Origin of the sequence: Pseudomonas sp. R1-43-08, from assembly GCF_003852255.1 — a bacterium.
GTDB lineage: Bacteria > Pseudomonadota > Gammaproteobacteria > Pseudomonadales > Pseudomonadaceae > Aquipseudomonas.
On record NZ_CP027734.1, the window covers coordinates 694,861 to 718,750 of the forward strand.

24 protein-coding genes and 2 pseudogenes are annotated in these 23,890 nt (G+C 63.3%); 5 read left to right on the plus strand and 21 right to left on the minus strand.

Translation table 11 applies throughout. From position 1 onward, the window contains the following. Positions 1–61: 61 nt before the first annotated feature. The 19 genes and pseudogenes from ureC to C4J87_RS26275 all read right to left on the minus strand — a co-directional run bounded on the left by ureC (position 62) and on the right by C4J87_RS26275 (position 16,346). A complete protein-coding gene (gene ureC, locus C4J87_RS02925; RefSeq protein WP_124365659.1) occupies positions 62–1,762 on the minus strand; it encodes an urease subunit alpha in 1,701 nt (566 codons plus the stop codon). Positions 1,763–1,885: 123 nt separating this feature from the next. Then, positions 1,886–2,194, minus strand: coding sequence for an urease subunit beta (locus C4J87_RS02930; protein WP_124361066.1), 309 nt, complete (start codon positions 2,192–2,194; stop codon positions 1,886–1,888). Then, on the minus strand, positions 2,191–2,724 hold the full coding sequence (locus C4J87_RS02935; RefSeq protein ID WP_124365660.1) for a GNAT family N-acetyltransferase: 534 nt from the start codon (positions 2,722–2,724) through the stop codon (positions 2,191–2,193). The genes C4J87_RS02930 and C4J87_RS02935 overlap by 4 nt, the downstream gene beginning before the upstream one ends. Before the next feature lie 5 nt (positions 2,725–2,729). Continuing rightward, positions 2,730–3,242, minus strand: coding sequence for a GNAT family N-acetyltransferase (locus C4J87_RS02940; protein ID WP_124365661.1), 513 nt, complete (start codon positions 3,240–3,242; stop codon positions 2,730–2,732). A 9-nt stretch (positions 3,243–3,251) separates the two neighbouring features. Then, complete coding sequence (ureA, locus tag C4J87_RS02945) at positions 3,252–3,554, minus strand: urease subunit gamma (RefSeq protein ID WP_003171437.1); 303 nt, start codon at positions 3,552–3,554, stop codon at positions 3,252–3,254. A 144-nt stretch (positions 3,555–3,698) separates the two neighbouring features. After that, positions 3,699–4,538, minus strand: coding sequence for an urease accessory protein UreD (locus C4J87_RS02950; protein ID WP_124365662.1), 840 nt, complete (start codon positions 4,536–4,538; stop codon positions 3,699–3,701). 31 nt (positions 4,539–4,569) lie between these two features. After that, the gene (gene urtE, locus C4J87_RS02955; RefSeq protein ID WP_124365663.1) at positions 4,570–5,268 is read right to left on the minus strand and encodes an urea ABC transporter ATP-binding subunit UrtE; all 699 of its coding nucleotides are present in this window, start codon (positions 5,266–5,268) and stop codon (positions 4,570–4,572) included. 88 nt (positions 5,269–5,356) lie between these two features. Continuing rightward, on the minus strand, positions 5,357–6,190 hold the full coding sequence (gene urtD / locus C4J87_RS02960) for an urea ABC transporter ATP-binding protein UrtD (protein ID WP_164484508.1): 834 nt from the start codon (positions 6,188–6,190) through the stop codon (positions 5,357–5,359). After that, positions 6,187–7,254, minus strand: a complete 1,068-nt coding sequence (gene urtC / locus C4J87_RS02965; protein WP_124365664.1) for an urea ABC transporter permease subunit UrtC — start codon at positions 7,252–7,254, stop codon at positions 6,187–6,189. The genes urtD and urtC overlap by 4 nt, the downstream gene beginning before the upstream one ends. Continuing rightward, positions 7,254–8,756 carry an urea ABC transporter permease subunit UrtB gene (gene urtB / locus C4J87_RS02970; RefSeq protein WP_124365665.1) on the minus strand — a complete coding sequence of 501 codons (1,503 nt, stop codon included), beginning with the start codon at positions 8,754–8,756 and terminating at the stop codon, positions 7,254–7,256. Before urtB ends, urtC begins: the two co-directional genes overlap by 1 nt. Before the next feature lie 136 nt (positions 8,757–8,892). Next, complete coding sequence (gene urtA / locus C4J87_RS02975; protein WP_124365666.1) at positions 8,893–10,158, minus strand: urea ABC transporter substrate-binding protein; 1,266 nt, start codon at positions 10,156–10,158, stop codon at positions 8,893–8,895. Between the two features lie 196 nt (positions 10,159–10,354). Then, positions 10,355–11,716 (minus strand): PepSY domain-containing protein, encoded by a 1,362-nt coding sequence (locus tag C4J87_RS02980; RefSeq protein WP_124365667.1) that lies wholly within the window; start codon positions 11,714–11,716, stop codon positions 10,355–10,357. 157 nt (positions 11,717–11,873) lie between these two features. After that, on the minus strand, positions 11,874–13,934 hold the full coding sequence (locus C4J87_RS02985; RefSeq protein WP_124365668.1) for a TonB-dependent copper receptor: 2,061 nt from the start codon (positions 13,932–13,934) through the stop codon (positions 11,874–11,876). A gap of 93 nt (positions 13,935–14,027) precedes the next feature. Beyond that, complete coding sequence (locus C4J87_RS02990) at positions 14,028–14,417, minus strand: DUF2946 domain-containing protein (protein WP_124365669.1); 390 nt, start codon at positions 14,415–14,417, stop codon at positions 14,028–14,030. 10 nt (positions 14,418–14,427) lie between these two features. Beyond that, positions 14,428–14,910 carry a copper chaperone PCu(A)C gene (locus C4J87_RS02995; protein ID WP_124365670.1) on the minus strand — a complete coding sequence of 161 codons (483 nt, stop codon included), beginning with the start codon at positions 14,908–14,910 and terminating at the stop codon, positions 14,428–14,430. A 47-nt stretch (positions 14,911–14,957) separates the two neighbouring features. Beyond that, entirely contained in the window at positions 14,958–15,350 is a 393-nt protein-coding gene (locus tag C4J87_RS03000) for a DUF2946 domain-containing protein (RefSeq protein WP_124361079.1), read from the minus strand. A 96-nt stretch (positions 15,351–15,446) separates the two neighbouring features. Beyond that, positions 15,447–15,539: pseudogene (locus C4J87_RS26270) on the minus strand (DNA-binding protein); the annotation flags it as partial. 144 nt (positions 15,540–15,683) lie between these two features. Next, on the minus strand, positions 15,684–16,007 hold the full coding sequence (locus tag C4J87_RS03010) for a DNA-binding protein (protein ID WP_124365671.1): 324 nt from the start codon (positions 16,005–16,007) through the stop codon (positions 15,684–15,686). Between the two features lie 5 nt (positions 16,008–16,012). Then, positions 16,013–16,346, minus strand: a pseudogene (locus C4J87_RS26275) (type II toxin-antitoxin system RelE/ParE family toxin). A 660-nt stretch (positions 16,347–17,006) separates the two neighbouring features. On the opposite strand from C4J87_RS26275, the gene C4J87_RS03030 reads away from it, so the two are divergent. Next, positions 17,007–17,258 carry a DUF6124 family protein gene (locus tag C4J87_RS03030; protein WP_124365673.1) on the plus strand — a complete coding sequence of 84 codons (252 nt, stop codon included), beginning with the start codon at positions 17,007–17,009 and terminating at the stop codon, positions 17,256–17,258. Between the two features lie 116 nt (positions 17,259–17,374). Here the strand turns inward: C4J87_RS03030 and C4J87_RS03035 are convergent, their stop codons facing one another. Continuing rightward, positions 17,375–18,094 (minus strand): cobalt-precorrin-6A reductase, encoded by a 720-nt coding sequence (locus C4J87_RS03035; protein WP_124365674.1) that lies wholly within the window; start codon positions 18,092–18,094, stop codon positions 17,375–17,377. Next, positions 18,091–19,296: a precorrin-6y C5,15-methyltransferase (decarboxylating) subunit CbiE gene (gene cbiE, locus C4J87_RS03040; protein ID WP_124365675.1), complete on the minus strand. Its 1,206-nt coding sequence runs from the start codon at positions 19,294–19,296 to the stop codon at positions 18,091–18,093. The genes C4J87_RS03035 and cbiE overlap by 4 nt, the downstream gene beginning before the upstream one ends. 38 nt (positions 19,297–19,334) lie before the next feature. Here cbiE and cobG point away from each other — a divergent pair, with 38 nt between their 5' ends. From cobG to cobJ, 4 genes are read left to right on the plus strand one after another with little or no spacing between them, the layout of a single operon-like run. Then, complete coding sequence (gene cobG / locus C4J87_RS03045; RefSeq protein ID WP_124365676.1) at positions 19,335–20,681, plus strand: precorrin-3B synthase; 1,347 nt, start codon at positions 19,335–19,337, stop codon at positions 20,679–20,681. Then, a complete protein-coding gene (locus C4J87_RS03050; RefSeq protein ID WP_124361086.1) occupies positions 20,674–21,300 on the plus strand; it encodes a precorrin-8X methylmutase in 627 nt (208 codons plus the stop codon). The genes cobG and C4J87_RS03050 overlap by 8 nt, the downstream gene beginning before the upstream one ends. After that, positions 21,300–22,031, plus strand: a complete 732-nt coding sequence (locus C4J87_RS03055) for a precorrin-2 C(20)-methyltransferase (RefSeq protein WP_124365677.1) — start codon at positions 21,300–21,302, stop codon at positions 22,029–22,031. Before C4J87_RS03050 ends, C4J87_RS03055 begins: the two co-directional genes overlap by 1 nt. After that, on the plus strand, positions 22,031–23,668 hold the full coding sequence (gene cobJ, locus C4J87_RS03060; RefSeq protein ID WP_124365678.1) for a precorrin-3B C(17)-methyltransferase: 1,638 nt from the start codon (positions 22,031–22,033) through the stop codon (positions 23,666–23,668). Before C4J87_RS03055 ends, cobJ begins: the two co-directional genes overlap by 1 nt. Positions 23,669–23,890 lie beyond the last annotated feature (222 nt).

Below are 23,890 nucleotides of genomic sequence, written 5' to 3' on the forward strand. Positions count from 1 at the left end.
ACGCGGCGTCCTTGAGTGCTTCGCGAGCAAGCTCGCTCCTACAGTTACAGTGAGGCGGTTGTTAGAACAGGAAATACCGCTGCGCCATCGGCAGTACTTCAGCCGGTTCACACCACAGCAATACACCATCGGCCTTGACCTGATACGTCTGCGGGTCCACCTCGATATCCGGCAGGTAATCGTTATGGATCAGGTCGCTCTTCTGCACCTCGCGACAGCCCTTGACCACCGCAATCTGCTTTTTCAAACCCAGGGCCTCGGGCAGGCCGGCCTCCTGCGCCGCCTGGCTGATAAAGGTCAGGCTGGTGGCATGCAGTGAGCTGCCGAAGCTGGCGAACATCGGCCGGTAGTGCACCGGCTGCGGTGTCGGAATCGAAGCGTTGGCATCGCCCATCAGGCTGGAGGCAATCGCGCCGCCCTTGAGGATCAGCGTGGGCTTGATCCCGAAGAACGCCGGGCGCCACAGCACCAGATCGGCCCATTTGCCGACTTCGATGGAGCCGACGATATGGCTGATGCCATGGGTGATCGCCGGGTTGATGGTGTACTTGGCGATATAGCGTTTGGCGCGAAAGTTGTCGTTGCCCGGGCCGTCACCCGGCAGGGCGCCGCGCTGTTTTTTCATCTTGTCGGCGGTCTGCCAGGTGCGGGTGATCACTTCGCCGACGCGGCCCATGGCCTGGCTGTCGGAACTGATCATCGAAAACGCACCGAGGTCGTGCAGGATATCTTCGGCGGCAATGGTCTCGCGACGGATGCGGCTTTCGGCGAAGGCCACGTCTTCGGCGATGCTCGGGTCCAGGTGATGGCAGACCATCAGCATGTCCAGGTGTTCGTCGATGGTGTTGCGGGTGAACGGCCGCGTCGGGTTGGTGGAACTGGGCAGCACATTCGGCAAGCCGCAGGCCTTGATGATGTCCGGCGCATGCCCGCCACCGGCACCTTCGGTGTGGTAGGTGTGAATGGTGCGGCCCTTGAGCGCGGCGAGGGTGGTTTCGACGAAGCCGGATTCGTTGAGGGTGTCGCTGTGGATTGCCACCTGCACATCGTATGCATCGGCGACGCTCAGGCAGTTATCGATGCTGGCGGGCGTGGTGCCCCAGTCTTCGTGCAGCTTCAAGCCAATGGCGCCGGCCTTGACCTGTTCGATCAACGGCTCGGGCAGGCTTGCGTTGCCCTTGCCGGTAAAGCCGATGTTCATCGGGAACGAATCACTGGCCTGCAGCATGCGCGCCAGGTGCCAAGGCCCTGAGGTGCAGGTGGTCGCGTTGGTGCCGGTGGCAGGTCCCGTGCCGCCGCCGATCATGGTGGTGACGCCACTGGTCAGCGCCTCTTCGATCTGCTGCGGGCAGATGAAATGCACATGGGAGTCGATACCGCCGGCGGTGAGGATCATGCCTTCGCCGGCGATCACTTCGGTGCTGGCGCCGATGGCCATGGTCACGCCGGGCTGGATGTCGGGGTTGCCGGCTTTGCCAATGGCGTGGATGCGGCCGTTCTTCAGGCCCACATCGGCCTTGACGATGCCCCAGTGGTCGATGATCAGCGCGTTGGTGATCAGGGTGTCGACCACTTCATGGGCGAGCAACTGGCTTTGGCCCTGACCGTCACGGATCACCTTGCCCCCGCCGAATTTCACTTCTTCGCCATACACGGTGAAGTCCTGCTCCACTTCGACGAACAACTCGGTGTCGGCCAGGCGGACCTTGTCGCCAACGGTGGGGCCGTACATGTCGGCGTAGGCTTGTCTGGAAATCTTCATGTGTGTGTCCTCGATCGTTCCCACGCTTTGCGTGGGAATGCATCCTGTGACGCTCTGCGTCACGATGTTAAGAGCGGACGCGGAGCGTCCATGGCGGCATTCCCACGCGGAGCGTGGGAACGATCAGTCGAGGTCGCCCATGATCCGACCGGCAAACCCAAACACCCGGCGCCCACCGCTCAAGTCCACCAGCTCGACCTCCCGACTCTGCCCCGGCTCAAACCGCACCGCCGTGCCCGCCGGAATATTCAAGCGCATGCCGCGGCTCGCGGCGCGGTCGAAGGTCAGCGCATCATTGGTCTCGAAAAAATGATAATGCGAGCCCACCTGAATCGGCCGGTCGCCACTGTTGGCCACGCTCAGGCTGATGGTGCGCCGGCCCACGTTCAGTTCGATCTCGCCAGGCTGGATCTGGAATTCGCCAGGAATCATGCAGGTTGCCCCAGGGTCTTGAAGTAAATGGCGGTCGGGCTGTAGCGCCCGTCCGGGCTTTGGCAGTAGTCGGGCAATTCGCCGACCTTGGTGTAGCGCAGCGACTGGTAGAAGGCCTCGGCGCCGGAGCCGGCTTCGGTGTCGAGGTAGAGCAAGCCGCGCTTGTGCTGGCGTGCGGCGAGTTCCAGGGCATTCATCAATTGCTGCCCCAGGCCGTGGCGCCGCGCACGGCTGTGCACCAGCAGCTTCTGCACCTCGGCACGGTTCAGGCCATTGGCTTTCTGGCACAGCGCCAACTGCACGCTGGCGACCACCTGCTCATCGCGCACCACCACCCACAGCAACAGGCTGGCGTCTTCGATGCCGGCTTGCACACCGGTCAGGTAGGCGCGGGCCTGGGTCTCATCGAAGTCGGCCATGAAGCCCACCGAGGCGCCATGTCGGACCGCGTCCAGCAACAGCTCGATCAAGCCGAGGCGGTAATGGGCAAAGCTTTCAGCATTGACTCGACGCAGTTGCGCAGCGCTCATCGATCTCACTCCTTGGGCGGTTCGGCGCCCGGGTTCAAGGCCAGTTGCATAAAGGTCAGGTCGAGCCAGCGGCCGAACTTGATACCCACGCGTGGCATCTGCCCGGTGATGACGAAACCCAGGCGTTCATGCAGGTGGATCGAGGCCAGATTGCCGCTTTCGATGGCCGCCACCATTACCTGTTTGCCGCAGCTGCGCGCGCGCTCGATCAGGGCCTGCAGCAAGCGCGGGCCGAGGCCCTTGCCGCGCTGGTCGTTGCGCACGTACACCGAGTGCTCGACGCTGTAGCGAAAGCCTTCAAAGGGCCGCCAGTCGCCGAACGAGGCGTAGCCGGTGACTTCGGCGTTTTCCACCGCCACCAGGATCGGATAGCCCTGGGCCTGGCGGGCGCTGAACCACGCCTGGCGGTTAGCCAGGTCGACCGGCTGTTCGTTCCAGATCGCCGTGGTGTTCAACACCGCGTCGTTGTAGATATCGCGGATTGCCGGCAGGTCTTGCTCGGTAGCATCACGAATCATTGCCGCGCCTCACGCAATGGGTTGATGGACAGTGACCAGCTTGGTGCCGTCCGGGAAGGTGGCTTCGACCTGGATGTCCGGGATCATTTCCGGAATGCCTTCCATCACTTGCTCACGGCTGAGCAGGGTCGTGCCGTAGTGCATCAGGTCGGCCACAGTGCGGCCATCGCGGGCGCCTTCCATCAGCGCGGCGGAAATATAGGCGATGGTTTCCGGGTAGTTGAGCTTCACCCCACGCGCCAGGCGGCGTTCGGCTACCAGGCCGGCGGTGAAGATCAGCAGTTTGTCTTTTTCCCGTGGGGTCAAATCCATGGTTCAAGGTCCTTTAAATACATTCTTAAATACAATGCAGATCAAGTGTGGGAGGGGGCTTGCTCCCGATAGCGGTGGGTCCGTAGCAGATGCATTGCCTGACACTCAGCTATCGGGAGCAAGCCCCCTCCCACATTTTGATCTTCATGTGCTCCAGATTCTCGGTGATACCGCTTCGCGGCCAAGCAGCGCCGGGCGCAACAGTTTCCATAATTCAATCAACCATCCCCGCGCCAGCAGCGCTTCGCTGGCCAGGCAGCGCGCGACCAGCAAACCGGGCAGTTGGGTCAAATCGCCGCGCACCGCGTGGGGCAGTGAGCGGCAGTGTTCGAGCAATTGAGCATCGATTTCACCGGTCACCAGCAACGTGGCAAACACCGGTTGCCCATCCAGCCCGATAGGCGAGTCCAGCAACCCATCGCCGCCCACAATGCGCTGGCGCTCATGCCAGAGCAACTGGCCGTCGCGGCGGATATCAAGGTGCGATTGAAAGTGGCCGAGGTCGAACTGCTCGCCGCTGGCCGGGCGCCCGAGGGCGACCACGTCCCAGTAGAACAACCGCGCATCGCCGTGCAGGTCGATGCGCGTGCTCAGTTCGGCCTGGGCGGCGCTGAACACGATGGTTTCCTGGGGCAGCCATTCCAGGGTCGCGCCGGCCTCCACGCGCAAATCCAACTGCTGAAACGCCGGGCCGCTGGCGCGGTACCACTTGGCCGCGCCGGGGCTGGTCAATTGCGCCCAGGCGCCTTGGGCAACCTGCGCGCTGATGTCGAGGCGATCACCGCCGGCAATGCCGCCCGGCGGGTGCACGATGATGTGCTGGCACACCTCGGGGCCTTCGGCGTACAGGTGTTTTTGTACGCGCAGCGGGCCGAGGTGGCGGCGCAGCACCGGGCGTGTGGTGTCGCCGAAACGCGCATAGCCGAGTTCCAGCTCGGCGCGCCAGCTGGGGGTGAACAGGGCAGGGGTAACGGGCAGGTTCATGGTTTTGTGCTTATCGTTAGGACGCTACAGATTAGATGGTTACCAGTCCGCGTACACCCTCGCTTTGCATATTTTCGCCCCGGCCCTGCTGCACGATTTCGCCACGGGACATCACCAGGTACTGGTCGGCCAGTTCAGCGGCGAAGTCGTAGAACTGCTCCACCAAGAGAATCGCCATGTCACCGCGTGCCGCGAGTTTCTTGATCACCGCGCCGATTTCCTTGATCACCGAGGGCTGTATGCCTTCGGTGGGCTCATCGAGAATCAGCAAGCGCGGGCGACTCGCCAAGGCGCGGCCGATGGCCAACTGTTGCTGCTGGCCGCCGGACAAATCCCCTCCGCGCCGGTGCTTCATCTGCAGCAGCACCGGGAACAGCTCGTAGATAAAGGCCGGCACTTCCTTGGCTTGGGCACCGGGGAAGCGCGAAAGGCCCATCAGCAGGTTTTCTTCCACCGTCAGCCGGCCGAAAATTTCCCGGCCCTGTGGCACGTAGGCAATGCCAGCATGTACGCGCTGATGCGGCTTGAACCCGGTGATCGGCTTGCCCTCCCAGCTCACCGCGCCTTCCTTGGCCGGCAGCAGGCCCATCAGGCATTTGAGCAGGGTGGTCTTGCCCACGCCATTACGGCCGAGCAGGCAGGTGACTTCGCCGATCTGCACGTCAAACGACAGACCGCGCAGGATATGGCTACCGCCGTAGTACTGGTGCAGCTTGTCGACTTGCAGCATTCTCAAACCTCCTAATGAAACGACGCGGAGCGTCCAGGGCGGCATTCCCACGCAGAGCGTGGGAACGATCAGCGGAGCGTGGGAACGATCAGCGACCGAGGTAGACCTCGATCACCCGCTCATTTTCCTGCACCTGCTCCAGCGACCCTTCCGCCAGCACGCTGCCCTGATGCAGCACGGTGACGTGGTCGGCGATCGAGCCGACAAAGCCCATGTCATGCTCCACCACCATCAACGAATGCTTGCCCGCCAGGCCCTTGAACAGTTCGGCGGTGAATTCGGTTTCGGCATCGGTCATGCCCGCCACCGGTTCGTCCAGCAGCAACAGTTGCGGGTCCTGCATCAGCAGCATGCCGATCTCCAGGAACTGCTTCTGCCCGTGGGACAGCAACCCGGCCGGGCGCTGTGCCGAGGCCGTGAGGCGGATGGTGTCGAGCACCTCGTCGATGCGGTCTTTTTGCTCGCCGCTCAAGCGCGCGCGCAGGCTGGCCCAGACGGACTTGTCGGTCTTCTGCGCCAGCTCGAGGTTTTCGAACACCGTGAGGGCTTCGAATACCGTGGGTTTCTGGAACTTGCGGCCGATACCCGCCTGGGCGATCTGCACTTCGCTCATGCCGGTCAGGTCCAGGGTTTCGCCGAACCAGGCCTTGCCGTGGCTGGGCCGGGTCTTACCGGTGATCACGTCCATCAGCGTGGTCTTGCCTGCGCCGTTGGGGCCGATGATGCAGCGCAGCTCGCCGACGCCGATGTAGAGGTTGAGGTCGTTCAAGGCCTTGAAGCCATCGAAGCTGACGCTGATGTCTTCCAGGGTCAGGATGGTGCCGTGGCGGGTGTTCAGGCCCTTGCCCGCAGCCTGGCCGATACCGATGGCCTCGCGGCCGCTGCCCGCGTCGAAAATAGGTTCAAGCATGACGTTCCTCATTTCTTCAGCAGGCCGATAACGCCCTTGGGCAGGTACAGGGTGACGAGAATGAACAACGCCCCGAGGAAGAACAGCCAGTATTCCGGAAAGGCCACGGTGAACCAGCTCTTCATGCCATTGACCACGCCGGCGCCGAGCAACGGGCCGATCAAGGTGCCACGCCCGCCGAGCGCCACCCACACGGCGGCTTCGATGGAGTTGGTCGGCGACATTTCGCTGGGGTTGATGATGCCCACTTGCGGCACATACAACGCCCCCGCCAAGCCGCACAACACTGCGCTCAATACCCACACGAACAGCTTGAAGCCGCGCGGGTCATAGCCGCAGAACATCAGACGGTTTTCCGCATCACGCAAGGCGGTGAGCACCCGGCCGAACTTGCTCTGGGCCAGGCGCCAACCGAGGTACAGGCTCGTCACCAGCAGCAGCACCGTGGCCACGAACAACACCGCCCGCGTGCCCGGCTCGGTGATGCCGAAGCCCAGGATGCTGCGGAAATTGGTAAAGCCGTTGTTGCCGCCGAACCCGGTCTCGTTGCGAAAGAACAGCAGCATCCCGGCAAAGGTCAGGGCCTGGGTCATGATCGAGAAATACACGCCTTTGATCCGCGAGCGGAAGGCGAAGAAGCCGAACACCAGGGCCAGCAACCCCGGCGCCAGCACCACCAGGCACAGCGCCCACCAGAAGTGTTGGGTGCCCGCCCAGTACCAGGGCAATTCGGTCCACGACAAGAAGGTCATGAACGCCGGCAACGCATCGCCGGACGCCTGGCGCATCAGGTACATGCCCATCGCATAACCGCCCAGGGCGAAGAACAAACCGTGGCCCAGGGACAACATCCCGGCGTAGCCCCACACCAGGTCGAGCGCCAGGGCGACGATGGCATAGCAGAGGATCTTGCCCACCAGCGTCAAGGTGTAGGCGGAGATATGAAAGGCGTTTTCCGCCGGCAACAGCGACAGCAACGGCAGCGCCAGCAGCACCGCGAGCAGGATCGCGCCGACGGTGATCGTCACCTTGGGGCCGGCTTTCTGTGCTGCCGTAAGCATCAATGGCTGGTTCATCAGTCGATCACCCGTCCTTTCAGTGCGAAGAGTCCTTGCGGGCGTTTCTGGATAAACAGAATGATCAGCGCGAGGATCAGGATCTTGCCGAGCACGGCGCCGATCTGCGGTTCAAGAATCTTGTTGGCGATGCCCAGGCCGAAGGCCGCCGTGACGCTGCCGGCGAGCTGGCCCACACCGCCGAGCACCACCACCAGGAACGAGTCGATGATGTAGCTCTGGCCCAGGTCCGGGCCGACGTTGCCGATCTGGCTCAGGGCGACGCCGCCCAGCCCCGCGATGCCGGACCCCAAGCCAAAGGCGAGCATGTCTACCCGCCCGGTCGGCACACCGCAGCAGGCGGCCATGTTGCGGTTCTGGGTGACGGCGCGCACGTTGAGACCCAGGCGCGTCTTGTTCAGCAGCAGCCAGGTCAGCACCACCACGAACAGCGCAAAGGCAATGATCACCAGGCGGTTGTACGGCAGCACCAGGTTGGGCAGCACCTGAATGCCCCCGGACAGCCAGGCGGGGTTGGACACTTCGACGTTCTGTGCGCCGAACACCAACCGCACCAGTTGGATCAGCATCAGGCTGATGCCCCAGGTGGCGAGCAGGGTTTCCAGCGGGCGGCCATACAGGTGACGAATCACCGTACGCTCCAGCGCCATGCCGATGGCGGCGGTGACAAAAAACGCCACCGGCAGCGCGATCAGCGGGTAGAACTCGATGGCCTGGGGCACGTAGCGCTGCATCAGCAACTGCACGACATAGGTGGAATAGGCGCCGAGCATCAGCATTTCGCCGTGGGCCATATTGATCACCCCCAGCAGGCCGAAGGTGATCGCCAGGCCCAGGGCCGCGAGTAGCAGAATCGAGCCCAGCGACATGCCGCTGAAGGCTTGGCCGAGGATCTCCCCGACCATCAATTTGCGTTTGACCTGGGCCAGGCTGGTCTCGGCGGCGGTATGCACGGTGGCATCGGTTTCGACGCCGGGCGCGAGCAACGTCTCCAGGCGCGTGCGGGCCAGCGGATCGCCCGTGCTGCCGAGCAAGCGCACGGCGGCCAGGCGCACCACCGGGTCGCTGTCGACCAATTGCAGGTTGGCCAGGGCCAGGCTGAGGGCGCTGTGCACTTGCTCATCGGGCTCGGTGGCGAGCCGTTGGTCGAGGAATTCAAGCTGGGCCGGCACCGCGCTTTTTTGCAGGGTGCGCGCCGCATCAAGGCGTACCTTGGGATCGGCCGCGAGCAGTCGCTGGCTGGCCTGTACATTATCGATCAGGCCGCGCAGGCGGTTGTTCAGGCGTACGGTCTTGGTTTCACCGTTGACGGTGAGTTGGCCTTGTTGCAGCGCGTCCACCAGTTCGATGCGCGCCGGGTCTGGCTGGGCGGCCCAGTCCTGGAGGAGCTTGGCTTGCTGCGCCGGGTTGGCGTTGATGAAGTCTTCGGCGTCGCTGGCGTGTGCGGCCAAAGGCAGCCACAGCAGCAGTGCGAATAAATAGCGGTGCAGGGCAGTAGGCATAACAAAATGTCCTGATCATGCGCGGACAGTGTGGGAGGGGGCTTGCCCCCGATAGCGGTGTGTCAGCCAGCACAGTTGCTACTGAGCCACCGCAATCGGGAGCAAGCCCCTCCCACATTTGGCCTGTGGTGGGGCTTTAGTTACTCTTCACGGCGTAATCGGGCTTTTTGTCATTGCCCGGAATGTACGGGCTCCACGGTTGTGCACGGATCGGCTCGTTGGTCTGCCACACCACCGAGAACTGCCCGTCAGCCTGGATTTCGCCGATCATCACCGGCTTGTGCAAGTGGTGGTTGGTCTTGTCCATGGTCAGGGTGAAGCCGGACGGTGCGGCGAAGGTCTGGCCGGCCAGGGCTTCACGCACTTTGTCGACGTCGGTGGACTTGGCCTTCTCCGCCGCCTGCGCCCACATGTGGATGCCCACGTAGGTGGCTTCCATCGGGTCGTTGGTCACGGCCTTGTCTGCGCCTGGCAGGTTGTGTTTCTTGGCGTAGGCTTTCCAGTCGGCCACGAACTTCTGGTTCACCGGGTTCTCCACCGACTGGAAGTAGTTCCAGGCCGCGAGGTTGCCCACCAGTGGCTTGGTGTCGATGCCGCGCAGCTCTTCTTCACCCACGGAGAACGCCACCACCGGTACGTCGGTCGCCTTCAGGCCCTGGTTGGCCAGTTCCTTGTAGAACGGCACGTTGGAGTCGCCGTTCACGGTGGAAATCACTGCGGTCTTGCCGCCGGCGGAGAACTTCTTGATGTTGGCGACGATGGTCTGGTAATCGCTGTGGCCGAACGGGGTGTAGACCTCTTCGATGTCTTTGTCCGCCACGCCTTTGGAATGCAGGAACGAGCGCAGGATCTTGTTAGTGGTACGCGGGTACACATAGTCGGTGCCCAGCAGGAAGAAGCGCTTGGCGCCGCCGCCTTCTTCGCTCATCAGGTACTCCACCGCCGGGATCGCCTGCTGGTTCGGCGCCGCGCCGGTGTAGAACACGTTCGGCGACATTTCTTCGCCTTCGTATTGCACCGGGTAGAACAGCAGGCCATTGAGCTCTTCGAACACCGGCAAGACCGATTTGCGCGACACCGAGGTCCAGCAGCCAAACACCACGGCGACCTTGTCCTGGGTCAGCAACTGACGGCCTTTCTCGGCGAACAGCGGCCAGTTGGACGCGGGGTCGACCACCACCGGCTCGAGCATCTTGCCGTTCACACCGCCCTTGGCGTTGATCTCGTCGATGGTCATCAGCGCCATGTCCTTGAGCGAGGTTTCGGAGATCGCCATGGTCCCGGACAACGAGTGCAGGATGCCGACCTTGATGGTCTCGGCGGCCTGGAGGGTCCAGGTCATGCCCATGGCGGCAATGGATGCCGACAAAGTGAAAGCCTTGATCAAGCTGCGACGCTTCATGGTGCGATCTCCGTAAAACCGATAGTTTTTGTTGGGCAGATACACACGACTTTGCAAGGGCTGTGCCTGCTACGCGAGGCACAGGATTACAGGCGGTTTCGGGAGGCGCCTCGGCACAGTGGCGCACCAGCATGGCGCCACATTCCGTTGCGCAGTGCACGGCAAGCTTCAAAACAGGGCGTTGCGCAATCCACTACTAAGCGGTGACGCTGACCCGTGACAGGATCAGGCGGTCCAGCACCCACACGACGATCAGCGAAGCGCCCACCAACGGGAAAATGATTGCCAGCCCGAGCATGATCGCCATGGCGGTTTTCCATCTGGGCAAATCATGACGCAGAGGCGGCACACCCAGCCCGCCCTGCGGCCGACGCTTCCACCAGATCACCACGCCGCTCACCGCGCTGAGCAGGATCATCAGGCAGATCACCAGCACGATCAGCTGGTTGACCCAGCCGAACATCTTGCCTTCGTGCAGCATCACGCCGGTTTCGGTGGCGCGTGCGACGCCGTTGTAATGGGCCCAGCGCACGTCGGCGAGCACCTTGCCGGTGTACTGGTCCACATGCAGCGTGGCGTCGTTGCGTGGGTCGTCGGCGAACACCGCGACAGTGAACACGCCCGTGGCCGTGGTGGGAAAGGTGATGCTGTAGCCGGGCTCGACCTGGCGCGCCGTGGCCAGGTCGACCACCTGTTGCAGGCTGACGGTGGGCGCGGCGGGGCCTGCATGCATGGCGCCGTGATTCATGTGTTCGGCATGATCGCCCGACATCGGCATCGGCGTGTTTTCCATCGCCCAGGGCACGGTCTGCTGGCTGGCGGTATTGAGGCTGCGCGCCTGCTGGTCCGATTGCGGCACGTTGTTCCACATCGCCGCCGGGAACGTGTTCCACAGGTCGGCGTATTGCTTGCCCCAGAACCCCGTCCAGGTCATGCCGCTGAGCAGCATCACCAGCAGGAATGCCGCGCCCCAGAAACCGGCTACGGCGTGCAGGTCGCGCCAGAACAACCGCCCTCGGCTGCCCAGGCGTGGCCATAACACACCCGCCGATGACTGACCGCGCGGCCACCACAGGTACAGGCCGGACACCACCAGCATCACGCCCCAACCGGCAGCAAGCTCAATCAGGCGATCACCCGTGATGCCGATCATCAGCTCGCCATGCAGGGCGCGGGCGATGGCTTGCAGGTTGTTCTTGGCGTCCTGCTCACCGAGGACGGTGCCGCGATACGGGTCGACGAATACAGTGATTTCGCGGCCTTGGTGTTGCATCACGAACTGCGCGCTGCTGGTGGCGTCGGCGGGCGGCAGGTATTTGCTGATCGCGGCCTGAGGGTAAGCGGCCTTGGCCCGTTGCAGTTGCGCGTCGGCGCTGAGTGCCTGCGCGGCGGCGGGCACTTTGAGCAGGTCGCCGTACATCAGGGGATCGAGCTGGGGTTTGAACAGGTAGATGATGCCGGTCAGGGCCAGCAGCACCATGAAGGGGGCGACGAAGAGCCCGGCGTAGAAGTGCCAGCGCCAGGCCAGGTTGTAGAAGGAGATTTTTTGAGTGGTCATCAGGGATGCTCCGCAAAAGCTTGAATTTTTGTCGTTGGTCAGGCCGCCATCGGGGGCAAGCCCCCTCCCACACTTGACTGTGTTCACAAGGCTCAATCTGTGAACCCGATCCAATGTGGGAGGGGCGGTGCGACGATTCGACTTGCCCCCGACGCTTTTAGAAGCTCATATCCACCTTGGTCCAGAGGGTGCGCCCCGGCTCCTTGATGGCTTGCGGGTCGCTGGCCGGGTAACCGAACCCGGCGTTGCCGGCCAGGTTCAAATGCTCGGCATAAGCCTTGCCGAACAAATTGTCGACACCGGTACTGACCTTGAAGTTTTTATTGATGCGGTACGCCGCGTTCAGTGAGAACACCCCAAAGCCGCCGCTCTTGTCGAAGTCCTTGCCGACCACATTGCCCTTGTTCGGGTCGATACGGTTTTGCGCCGCGACCACGCGCCACAAGGCCCCGGCGCTCCAATCATCTTCGCTGTAGGTCAGGCCCAGGCGCGCATCCAGCGGCGGCATCTGTGGCAGTGCCTTGCCGTCGCTGCTGTTCTTGCCCCAGGCGTAGGCGAGGCTGGCGTCGGCTTTCCAGTGTTGCGTCAGTGTGTAGGCCGCACCCAGTTCACCGCCCATGATGCGCGCGTCGACATTGCGCGCCTGGGAGGTGGTGCCCATCATGCCGGGCCGGTAGTCGAACAGGATGAAGTCGCGCACCTGGCCGACGTAAGCCGAGGCCCAGGCTTGCAGGTCGGCGGTTTTGTATTGCGCGCCGAAATCCAGCTGGGTGGTCTTCTCGGGCTTTACGCCGTCGAAGGCATTGGCCGAGCCGAGCGCGCCGGTGTTGGGGGAAAACAGCTCCCAGTAATCCGGGAAGCGTTCGGCGTGGCCCACGCCGGCATACAGCGTGGTGGGGGTGTCCGCCAGGTCGTGCTCGTAGCGCACAAAGCCGGACGGCAAGGTATCGGCGCGGGTGTCGCCGGCGGTCGGGTTGGGGCGCGACATCATTCCCGAGCCGGTGCGTTGGCGAAAATCCTTGGCCGAGGCGCGGTCCAGGCGTGCGCCGGTGATCAGGCGGTCGCGGTCGGCGGCGTACCAGGTCAGCTCGCCAAATACGCCGTAGTTGTGGAAGTTGGCGTCCTTGTCGCGCGGCAGCTCCTTGTAGGTGTCGACGCCCATGCTGCTGCGCGCGCGGTGTTCGTTGGTCTGCGCGTCCAGGCCGCCGATCAACTGCACATCGGCCCAGCGCCACGTGGCCTTGACCCTTGCACCGAGGGTGCGGCGGTCGACGTTGGAGGCCATGGGCCCGGCCATCATGCCGGTGCCGGACGGTACGCGCAGGCTGTAGTTGTCCATCACGTGGTCGGCGTAGTTGTAGTAGACCTGAGCCTCAAGCTTATCCAGCACCTCGCCGAGGTTGGACTTCTCGAAGCGCAGCCCCAGGCTTTCGCGCAGGAACTGCGACCCGTCCATACCGCGCCCGGCGTAACGTGCCTCGCCATCGCCACGGCCGGCGGTGAGCTCGAGCAGCGTATCCGCGTCGGGGGTGAAGCCGACGGCGACGTCGCCGTTCCATTTGTCATAGCGCGACGCGACCGTGTCGTTGTTGCCGTCCTTGTAATCGTCGGCATGGGCCTGGTTGCCGATCACCCGCACATAGCCCAGCGGCCCGCCGGCAGCGGCATCGATGACCTTGTCGAAACGGCCGTTGGAACCGGCCAATACGCTGGCGTTGAGCCGCGTGCCCAGCTCGCCGAAGTGTTCCGGTTCACGCTCGAACAGCACGGTGCCGGCTGACGCACCGGGGCCCCACAGCACGGTTTGCGGGCCCTTGATCACGGTGAGCTTGTCGTAGGTTTCCGGCGAGATGTACGAGGTGGGCGCATCCATCCGGCCTGGGCAGGCGCCGAGCATCATGCCGCCGTTGGTGAGGATATTCAGGCGCGAGCCGAACATGCCGCGCAGCACCGGGTCGCCATTGGTGCCGCCATTGCGTACCAGGGCGAAGCCGGGGATGGTCTTGAGGTAGTCGCCACCATCGCTGGCGGGCACTGGCTGGCGTGGGTCTTTCGGGTTGGTGACCACGGTGAGTGGCGAGCTGGGGGCGATCGCGGTGATCACCGTGGGGCTCAATTCGTGTTCGTCCGCGTGGGCCTGCGGAGCAAGCAGTGCGCCGCACAGTACGGCAAAAGCAGGGGCAACCCCCAAACGGGTGTCGGCAGAAAACCTGGACATGAAAAATTCCATCAATCAATCGTAAACGACACGGCCAGCAGCCTGCGGCTGTCTGTTTAAAGTCGGCCGGTATGAAGTAGCGCTATGAGGGGCTTACGAGGCGATGGGCGGCGCACGACTGCGGGCGCCGGGAAAGATGCTTTGCCGGGCATGGCCCAGGCGCGGGGCGGGGGGAAGGGCGTTGGCGGGCGGCGGGGCGTCGAGGGCAATGAAGGACACGCCGCCGGGCAGTGCCGGGCAACTGAAGAGCAGGCTGCAATAGCCGCACTTTTCCCAGAGTACGTGGTGCTCGTCGGGGGCCTTGGTGGGCTTGGGCTCGCCATGGCAGCTCGGCATGTCCATCGACATACCGGCGTGATGATCCATCGGCATCGCTTGGGAAATCAGCGGGCCGACAAAGATCATCAGCATGGCGAACAGGCTGATCCAACTGCCACGCATCAAGCGCGGGCGTGGAGACGACCTGGCGCGAAGGGCGCCCATCGACGTCAGCCTATTGGGCGTGCTGGTGCGCGTGGGCGGCCATAGGCGGCGTTTTCTGAACCGATACGTTCACGTCGACCTTGCCGGCCTTCTCAAAGGTCAGGGTCAGCGGGAACTGCTTGCCGTCGGCCAACAGGCTAGGGTCTTTGAGGCCCAGCAGCATGACGTGGTAAGCCATCGGCGCGAAGGTCAGCTCGCCCTTGGCCGGCACGGCGACGCTGGGCACTTGGCGCATCTTCATCAGGTCGCCTTGCATCACATGTTCGTGCAGCTCGGCTTTTTCAGCGACGCTGGTTTCGACGCTGAGCAGGCGATCCGACGAAGCGCCGCTGTTATGAATCACGAAGTACGCCGCAACGGTGGGCGCATTTGGCGGCAATTCCTGGGACCAGGGATCGCTGACCAACAGGTCGCCGACCTTGTAGTCCTCGGCATTGGCGGCACTGAACACCGGCAGCAGCAACGCCGCCAGAAGCAGGGAAGATTTGAGCATGGCAGTTCTCCAGAACAGTTCTAAACGCAGTTCACTTGCGAAGCAGATCAGACCGTTGGAGAGGCTCGGGGGTTGAGGCTCGGCCATTGCTGGCGTGGCGTGGGGTTTTGCAGTGCAGGCGCCGGCAGGCTGCGCAGGGCTTCGAACCGTGTGACATACAGCTGCGGCACATGCCCCGGCAACGCCACCCACGATGCCGAACCTGAGCAACACCAGCAATGCTGCATGGCAGAGTGATCATCCGGCGCCGCCGGAATCTCCAGCGTGCTTAGGGCTAGCGTCTTCAAGCTGGCGCCGTTGGAAGAGCAGAAACTGCCCCACATCAGACGCTTGACCGGGTCATCCACCTGCTGCATCGCACCGGCCAGCGGCATGGCAAACGCATTGAACAGCACTGCAAGGCAGGCGATCCAGGCAATTGCAAAGCGTTGACGGGCCATGGCGGATAATCCGTAGGGTTAATCGATCAGGCGGGTATTTAGCCTGATCGGGGGGATAAGTAAAAAGGGGCGGTGTGGTTTGGTGTCGCAGTGCTATCAGATTGCCGTGGCGTGAAGCTTGAGACCCAAGGCCTTCATTACTTTCATGATAGTCGCGAACTCGGGATTGCCAGTGCTGGAGAGGGCTTTTCGATTGTTCCCACGCTCTGCGTGGGAATGCAGCCCAGGACGCTCTGCGTCTGCTCTAGTAATTGTGACGCGGAGCGTCACGGGATGCGTTGCCACGCGGAGCGTGGGAACGATCAAGTCACGTTGGACGTTTGGTATCGCGAATTATGCAATAGGAACTCCGTGGACCTGCATATCGACACCTAAGGCTTTTCTAATCACTGCAAAAATCGCCGCGAGGTTATCCATACTAGGATTGCCGCCGGCTGACAGCATCCGGTGCAGGCTTTTACTCGGTTTGGCGGTTTCTTTCGCCAGGCCTTCAAAGCCAACGGTGGCGTTGACCAAATCACGTAGAATCACGCGCGATATTTCCGGCTCACCATTGAGAAACAGCGTAGCGGCCTCATCAAGGAGCGCTTGGGCAAATTCGGGGTCGCGCTGAGCACGTTCGGCGATGGTGTGTTTGTAGCTGCGGGTAAGCGCCATGTTGGTTACCTCTTTTGTTTCAATTTCTTGCCACGCTGATGCTCATTGATCAGCGAATTTACGACTTTGATATCGCGTTTTTGACTGGACTTGTCGCCACCACCGAACAGGATGATTAATCGGTGGCCTTCTTGTATCAGATAGATTCGCAGGCCTGGTCCCCCAATCGATGCGGTATTCGCCTAGCCCATCGAACCACTTGATGTTGCTGGTGTTGCCCGTTTCAAGTCGAACCAAAGCGGTTGAAACTCGAGCTGCCGCTGGGACACTCAAAGATGAAAACCACTCATCGAACGGACTGGATTCGTTAGCGCGTCGGTATTCTTCAATCTCAATCATTAGCCGTCCTGAAGGTAACAAATAGGTTACTGATCAAGCAAGCGAGCGATCCTGACTTATCAAATGAAATTTGCCAACGAGCTGAGTGTTTCTTCAGGCGACAGGAGTTTTTTGTCTACTTGAGCCAATATCGGCCGGCGTCCGTTTCTCAAGTTGTGACGCGGAGCGTCAAGGAGTGCGTTACCACGCGGAGCGTGGGAACGATCAAGAGTGAGACCTGACCAGAAACGTCCGACAACTCTTTGAGGTTTCGATCGTTCCCACGCTCTGCGTGGGAATGCCGCCCAGGACGCTCTGCGTCTGCTCTAGAGGTTGTGACGCGGAGCGTCACGGGATGCGTTGCCACGCGGAGCGTGGGAACGATCAAACAGAAATCTCCGACAACTCTTTGAGGTTGCCGGTAGGAAACTCAATCTCTAGTCTCCGTACACCGCTGCAAACGCAGCGGTCGGGCGTCGCGGCTCGGATTGATTAAGCATTGCCTCCTTTCAGTTGACGCTTTTTTATCGTCTACTGTGCGGCGCTATGGTGGCTGTGCGCGGGATACCTTCGGGTATGCCGGCTTCCTTAATCTCCGGTCCGCGAACCTGCGCACAGCTGCCACCCCCATCGCGTCGCGGCGATTAGTTGGCAGCTCCACTTAGATTAAGGAGCTTCACAATGATCAAACCCACCCCCAATCCCCCCATCCGGCTGTTCACCGTAGCCGATGGAGTCAGCACCGAAGACCTGCTGGTCAACCTCAGCGAAACACTCGCCTCGGCCAATGCGCTGAGTTGCGACATTGCCTTTGACCTGGAAGGATCGAAAAGAGAGGAATTGCTGGGCGTCGCGCAGTTGATTGAGCTTGCGCAGTTGTTAGCCGAACGAGCTCATGATGGTGTCGGGCAGGCCATAGTGGCAGGCAACTGACAACTCGGCGTAAATGTGGGGGGGGCTTGCCCCCGATGCAGTGGATCAGCCAATAAGACATTGACTGACACGCCGCAATCGGGGGCGGGCCCCCTCCCACATTGGACCGGTGTTGTTCAGTGAGCGTGGATGGCCTCCAAGGCCGCTGTCACTGTGGAGAACTCTCGATCCACCGCCGCCAACACCGGCCGCTTCAACACCAACACCGGCACCCCCCGTTCCCGCGCCACTTCCAGCTTCGGCTCGGTGGCTGTGCTGCCACTGTTCTTGCTGATCAGCACATCAATCCCGCATCGTTCAAACAACGCGCGTTCTTCTTCGATGAGGAACGGCCCACGCGCGCCAATCACTTCACAGCGATCATTGCCGGGATACACATCCAGCGCGCGCAGCGTCCAGAATTGGTTGGCGGGGATTTCGTCGAGGTGCTGCAACGGTTCGCGACCCAAGGTGAAGAGGGGACGATTGAACGGTTTGAGTGCTTCGATCAGCTCGGCCCAATCACTGACCTCACGCCAATCGTCACCGGCCTGCGGCTGCCATGCCGGTCGGCGCAACGCCCAGCAGGGCACACCGCACAACTGCGCCGCCCGCGCCGCGTTCTGGCTGATCTGCGCTGCATAAGGATGGGTCGCGTCGAGGATCAGGCTGATCCCCGCATCCCGAACAAACTGCGCCAGGCCCTCAGCGCCACCGTAACCGCCGACCCGTACCTGGCAGGTGAGATCGGTCGGCACACGTCCCACGCCCGCCAGGCTGTAGATATGCTGCGGCCCTAACGTCCGCGCGATGGCCAGCGCTTCGGTCACGCCGCCCAGCAGCAGAATCCGTTTCATAGCGGCTTGACCACTTCCAGCAAGGTGATCGGCAATGCCTGGCGCCAGGTATCGAACTCTCCCAGCGGCTGGGCCTGGGCCACATGGATGCGCGTCAGTTCGCCGCCGTGCTCGGCGCGCCAGTTCATCAGGGTCATTTCGCTTTGCAGGGTTACGGCGTTGGCGACGAGTCGACCGCCGGGGCGCAGCTGTTGCCAACAGCTGTCGAGCACGCCGTCGCGGGTGACGCCGCCGCCGATGAAGATGGCGTCGGGTGTCGGCAAGCCATGCAGGGCGTCCGGGGCGGTGCCGCGTACCAGGTGCAGACCGGGCACGCCGAGGGCGTCGCGATTGTGTTCGATCAAGTCTTGGCGGCCTGCGTCGGCTTCAATCGCCAGTGCGCGGCAACTGGGATGAGTGCGCATCCATTCGATACCGATGGAACCGCTGCCTGCGCCCACGTCCCACAGCAGCTCGCCAGGCATGGGGGCCAGGCGCGCGAGGGTCATGGCGCGCACATCGCGCTTGGTCAGTTGGCCGTCGTGCTTAAAGGCGCTATCCGGCAGGCCTGCCAGGCGCGACAGGCGTGGCGTGTCGGGCGAGGCCAGGCACTCGATGGCGACCAGGTTCAGATCGGCGGCCGAGTGGTGCTGCCAACCCTCGGCCAGGCCGTCGACACGTTGCTCATTCGCCCCGCCCAAGTGTTCAAACACGCTCAATCGGCTCGGCCCGAACCCGGCCTCGGTCAACACAGCCGCGATCAACGCAGGGCTGCCACCGTCATTACTCAGCACTAACAAACGCACACCGCTGGCCAGATGCGCGTTGATTGCCGCGACGGGCCGAGCCACCACGGATAACGTCACCACGTCCTGTAACGGCCAGCCCAAACGCGCGGCTGCAAGGGATACCGACGACGGCGCGGGCACAATCAGCAACTCTTGCGCCGCAATCTGTCGCGCCAGGCTGGCGCCCACGCCATAAAACATCGGGTCGCCGCTGGCGAGCACACATACAGGCGTACCGCGCCGCGCCAGTACCGGTTCCAGGGAGAACGGGCTCGGCCACAACTCGCGCTCACCGCGAATGCACACCGGCAACAGGTCCAACTGGCGCTGCGCCCCTATAATCCGTGTGGCGCGCAGCAAGGCGTGCCGGGCGTTTCTGCCCAGGCCCTTGAAGCCGTCTTCACCGATGCCTACTACCGTCAGCCAGGGCGACATATCAATTCCTTGAACGACATCCGACGGGCAGGCTTTTCATGCCGCCGGACAAAGCAGGCATAATACCGCGCCTTTACCCGTCAACCGGAAGCCCCGTGAACCCAACGCCCGCTCTGAATACCTTGCGCCCCTCGGCTTGTCCGGGGTTGTTGCGCATCGTCCAGGCGTTGGACGGCGGTATTTGTCGGATCAAACTGGCCGGTGGCTCGATCACCGCGGCCCAGGCCAACGCCGTGGCGGACGCTGCCCAGGCGTACGCGGGCGGGGTGATCGAGGCGACCAACCGCGCCAACCTGCAGATTCGCGGGATCGGCGCCGAGCAGGAGGCCTTGATCGCGATGTTGCTGGCGGCAGGCCTCGGCCCGAGCAATGCGGGCGGTGATGACGTGCGCAACCTGATGCTCAGCCCCAGCGCCGGCATCGACTCGCAGATGCTGCTCGACACGCGCCCACTGGCCGGGCAGATCCTCGCCACCCTGGAAAACCATCCACGCTTTCATGAGCTGTCGGCCAAATTCGCCGTGCAGCTGGATGGCTTCGAGGCCTTGGCGATGCTCGAACATCATCACGATCTGTGGCTGTCGGCCTTCGAACAGGCGGGTGAAACCCTGCTCGCGTTCGGCCTGGCCGGCTGTCCTGGCCTGAATGCACCGTTGGCCGCTGTGCGCTTGGACCAGGGCCATGCCCTGGTGGTGGCCGTGCTCGAAGCCTTTCTCGACCTGGCCACGCCGGAACAAACGCGCATGCGCCATCTGGTTGTGGATAACTTACTGAGCCGCCTGCGCCTGCCGCTACTGCCTGCGGATGGCTTCAACCGCCCGGCCAGCGGCGCGTCAGACCATCCGGGCAGTTATCCACAGCGCCAGCAAGGCCGGTTCTATGTCTCCGCCGCCGCGCCATTGGGCCGCCTGGATTCGGCGATGCTCAAGGGCGCTGCACAGCTGGCCTGCGAGTATGGCGACGCGACCTTGCGGTTCACCCCTTGGCAGGGCGTGCTGCTGCCTAACCTCACACAGCCAGGCGTGGTGACCGAGCAGTTGGCGCAACTGGGCTTTCTCTGCGCAGCCGATCAACCCCTGGCGCGCATGATCGCCTGCACCGGTTCCAGCGGCTGCGGCAAAGGCTTGTCGGATACCAAGGCCGACGCCGTGCAATTGGCCGCCCTGCAACCGGGTCACGACGTTCACCTGTCCGGCTGCCCGCGCTCCTGCGCCGCTGCACACACCGCGCCGGTCACCTTGCTGGCGGTGAGCCCCGGCCACTACGACCTCTATTTTCGCGACGCTGCTCATCCAGGTTTTGGCCGGCTGCACGCGCGCACTCTTTCTATTGACGCGGCGGGCGCCTTGCTGCGCGCTCGCCCACGGAGCAACACCGATGATTGATTACATCCGCGACGGTCAGGAGATCTATCGCAACTCCTTCGCCATTATTCGCGCGGAGGCCAACCTGGCGCGTATCCCGGCGGACCTGGAGAAACTCGCGGTGCGGGTGATTCATGCATGCGGCATGGTCGAGGCCATCGACGGCCTGCAATTTTCCGACGGCGCAGGCAAGGCCGGGCGCGACGCGCTCGCGGCGGGCGCACCGATTTTATGCGATGCGCGGATGGTCTCCGAAGGCGTGACCCGTGCGCGCCTGCCGGCCAACAACAAGGTGATCTGCACCCTGCGTGACGACAGCGTGCCGGAGCTGGCGCGCGAGCTTGGCAACACACGCTCCGCCGCTGCCCTGGAACTCTGGCGCCCGCATTTGGCCGGCAGCGTGGTGGTGATCGGCAACGCGCCGACCGCCTTGTTCTACCTGTTGGAAATGCTCGACGCCGGCGCGCCGAAACCGGCGTTGATCCTGGGTTTTCCGGTGGGTTTTGTTGGTGCCGCCGAATCCAAGGCGATGCTCGCCGCCGATAGCCGTGGCGTGCCGTTCGTGATCATGCAGGGCCGCCTGGGTGGCAGCGCCATGGCCGCCGCCGCCGTCAATGCGCTCGCCACGGAGGTTGAATAATGCCTGCACGCGGACGTCTGATCGGCCTGGGCGTAGGGCCCGGTGACCCGGAACTGATCACCCTCAAGGCGCTGCGCCTGCTGCGCGAATCGCCGGTGGTGGCGTACTTCGTGGCCAAGGGCAAGAAGGGCAATGCCTTCGGCATCATCGAAGACCACCTGGTGCCCCAGCAAACCCTGATGCCGCTGGTGTACCCGGTGACCACCGAGGCGCTGCCGGCGCCGCTGTCCTATGAGCAAGTGATCAGCGATTTCTACGACACGGCCAGTGTCGCTGTGGCCGCGCACCTGGATGCCGGCCGCGATGTGGCGGTGATCTGCGAAGGCGACCCGTTCTTCTACGGCTCTTATATGTACCTGCACGACCGCCTCGCCGAACGCTATGAGGCGCAGGTCATCCCGGGCGTGTGTTCGATGCTGGGCGGTGCTTCGGTATTGGGCGCGCCGCTGGTGTATCGCAATCAGAGCCTGTCGGTGCTCTCTGGCGTGTTGCCCCACGATGACCTCAAGCGCCGACTGGCGGACGCGGATGCGGCGGTGATCATGAAGCTGGGGCGCAACTTTCCCAAGGTGCGCCAGGTATTGGAAGAACTCGGTCTGGCCGGGCGCGCGCTGTATGTGGAGCGCGCCACCATGGCCAATCAGAAAATCGTGCCGCTGGATCAGGTGGAGCCGATGTCGTCGCCGTATTTCTCGTTGATCATCGTACCCGGTGAACGGTGGCAAGGTTGATGAGCCCGGCGATTGTCATTCTGGGCCAGGGCAGCCTGGCGACCGCGCGCAGGATCCAGCAGCTTTACCCGGCTGCGCTGATCCATGGCCTGGACGGTCGGGTTGAGGGTGCAGACCAACGCTACAGCGAATTCGGCGCCACCCTGCGCCAGCTCTACCAGCAAGGCACGCCGCTGATTGCGCTGTGCGCCGCCGGCATCGTGATCCGCACCCTCGCGCCGCTCTTGCTCGAAAAGGGTGAGGAGCCGGCCGTGCTGGCCGTCGCCGAAGACGGCAGCGCCGTGGTGCCGCTGCTGGGCGGCCTGGGCGGCGTGAATGTGATGGCGCGGGAGATTGCCGCCGCGTTGGGCGTGGCAGCGGCGATCACCACCAGCGGCGAGTTGCGGTTCGGCACCTGCCTGCTCAACCCGCCCAAGGGTTACGAGCTGGCGGACTTGGAGCTGGGCAAGCGCTTTGTCTCGGACCTGCTGGCCGGTGAGCGCGTGCGCATCGAAGGCGCGGCGCCCTGGCTGGAGCAGGCCAATTTGCCGCAGGACCCGAGGGCACGCCTGGCGATTCATGTGGGCAGTGCCGAGCGTACGCCTGCCGCCAACGAATTGCTGATCTACCCGAAGACGGTCTGCGTCACCTGCAAGCCGGGTGCGCACCTGGCGACACGTGTGCGCAAGGCTTTGCACGAGGCCGGCGTTGCCGTGCAAGCGCTGGCGTGCCTGCTGGCGAGCGACAGGCAGATGGCCGAAGCCTCGTTGCATGAGGCCGCGTCGGAGCTGGGTGTGCCGCTGCGCTTTGCCAAGCTTGAGCCGCACGCGGACATCACCCTCAGCGTGGCCGAGCAGCCGGTGGATGTGTCACAGGTAGGCCGCCCGCGTGGCCGTCTCGCCGTGATCGGCCTTGGCCCTGGCGCCGCTGACTTGATGGTGCCGGCCGTCAAGGCTGAGTTGGCGCGCTGCACCGATGTGCTGGGCTACGAAACCTACGTGCGCATGGCCGGGCCGTTCCGTGATGACCAGGTGCAGCACTGCACGGACAACCGCGAAGAAATGCAGCGCGCACGTCACGCCTTCGAACTGGCCGCCCAAGGGCGCTCGGTGGTGGTGGTGTCGTCCGGCGACCCCGGTGTATTCGCCATGGCCGCTGCGGTGATCGAGGCGTTGCATGAGTCCAGCGACCCGGCCTGGCATCAGGTCGAGCTGCAAATCCTGCCTGGCGTCTCGGCTTCCCTGGCCACCGCTGCCCAGGCGGGCGCGCCGCTGGGGCATGATTTCTGTGTGATGTCGCTGTCGGATAACCTCAAGCCCTGGTCGATCATCGAAAAGCGTCTGGACCTCGCGTCCCAGGCCGACCTGGCGCTGGCGTTCTATAACCCGATTTCCCGTGCGCGTCCGTGGCAACTGGGGCGTGCGCTGGAGATCGTCGCGCAGCACCGCACGCCTGAAACACCGGTGGTACTGGGCCGTGATATCGGTCGCCCCGGCCAGACGCTGCGCGTCACCACGCTGGGCCAGCTCACCCCGGACCAAGTGGATATGCGCACCATGGTGCTGGTCGGCTCGTCCACCACCTGCACCTTTGCGCGTGCCGGCGGCGGGGAATGGGTGTACACACCGCGCTGGTACGGCGGTAAACCCGCCTCCTGAAAACACCTCGGCGGTGGTCCGAAAGCTCCGAATGACTCGAGGATTTTCCTGTAGTCGTCCGGGGCTTTTTCTTTTTTTCACGGCGAAACCATGAAGCCCTTCGTGCATGCCGCGCTATTGCTGGACGGCGCGCTTGGCCGAGCCGCGCCAAGGGATGTTTGTCGTCTGGAAAGCCCGCCGGTCAGTGGACTAGTGTGGTTACAAGCCCCGAGTCGGGGTGTA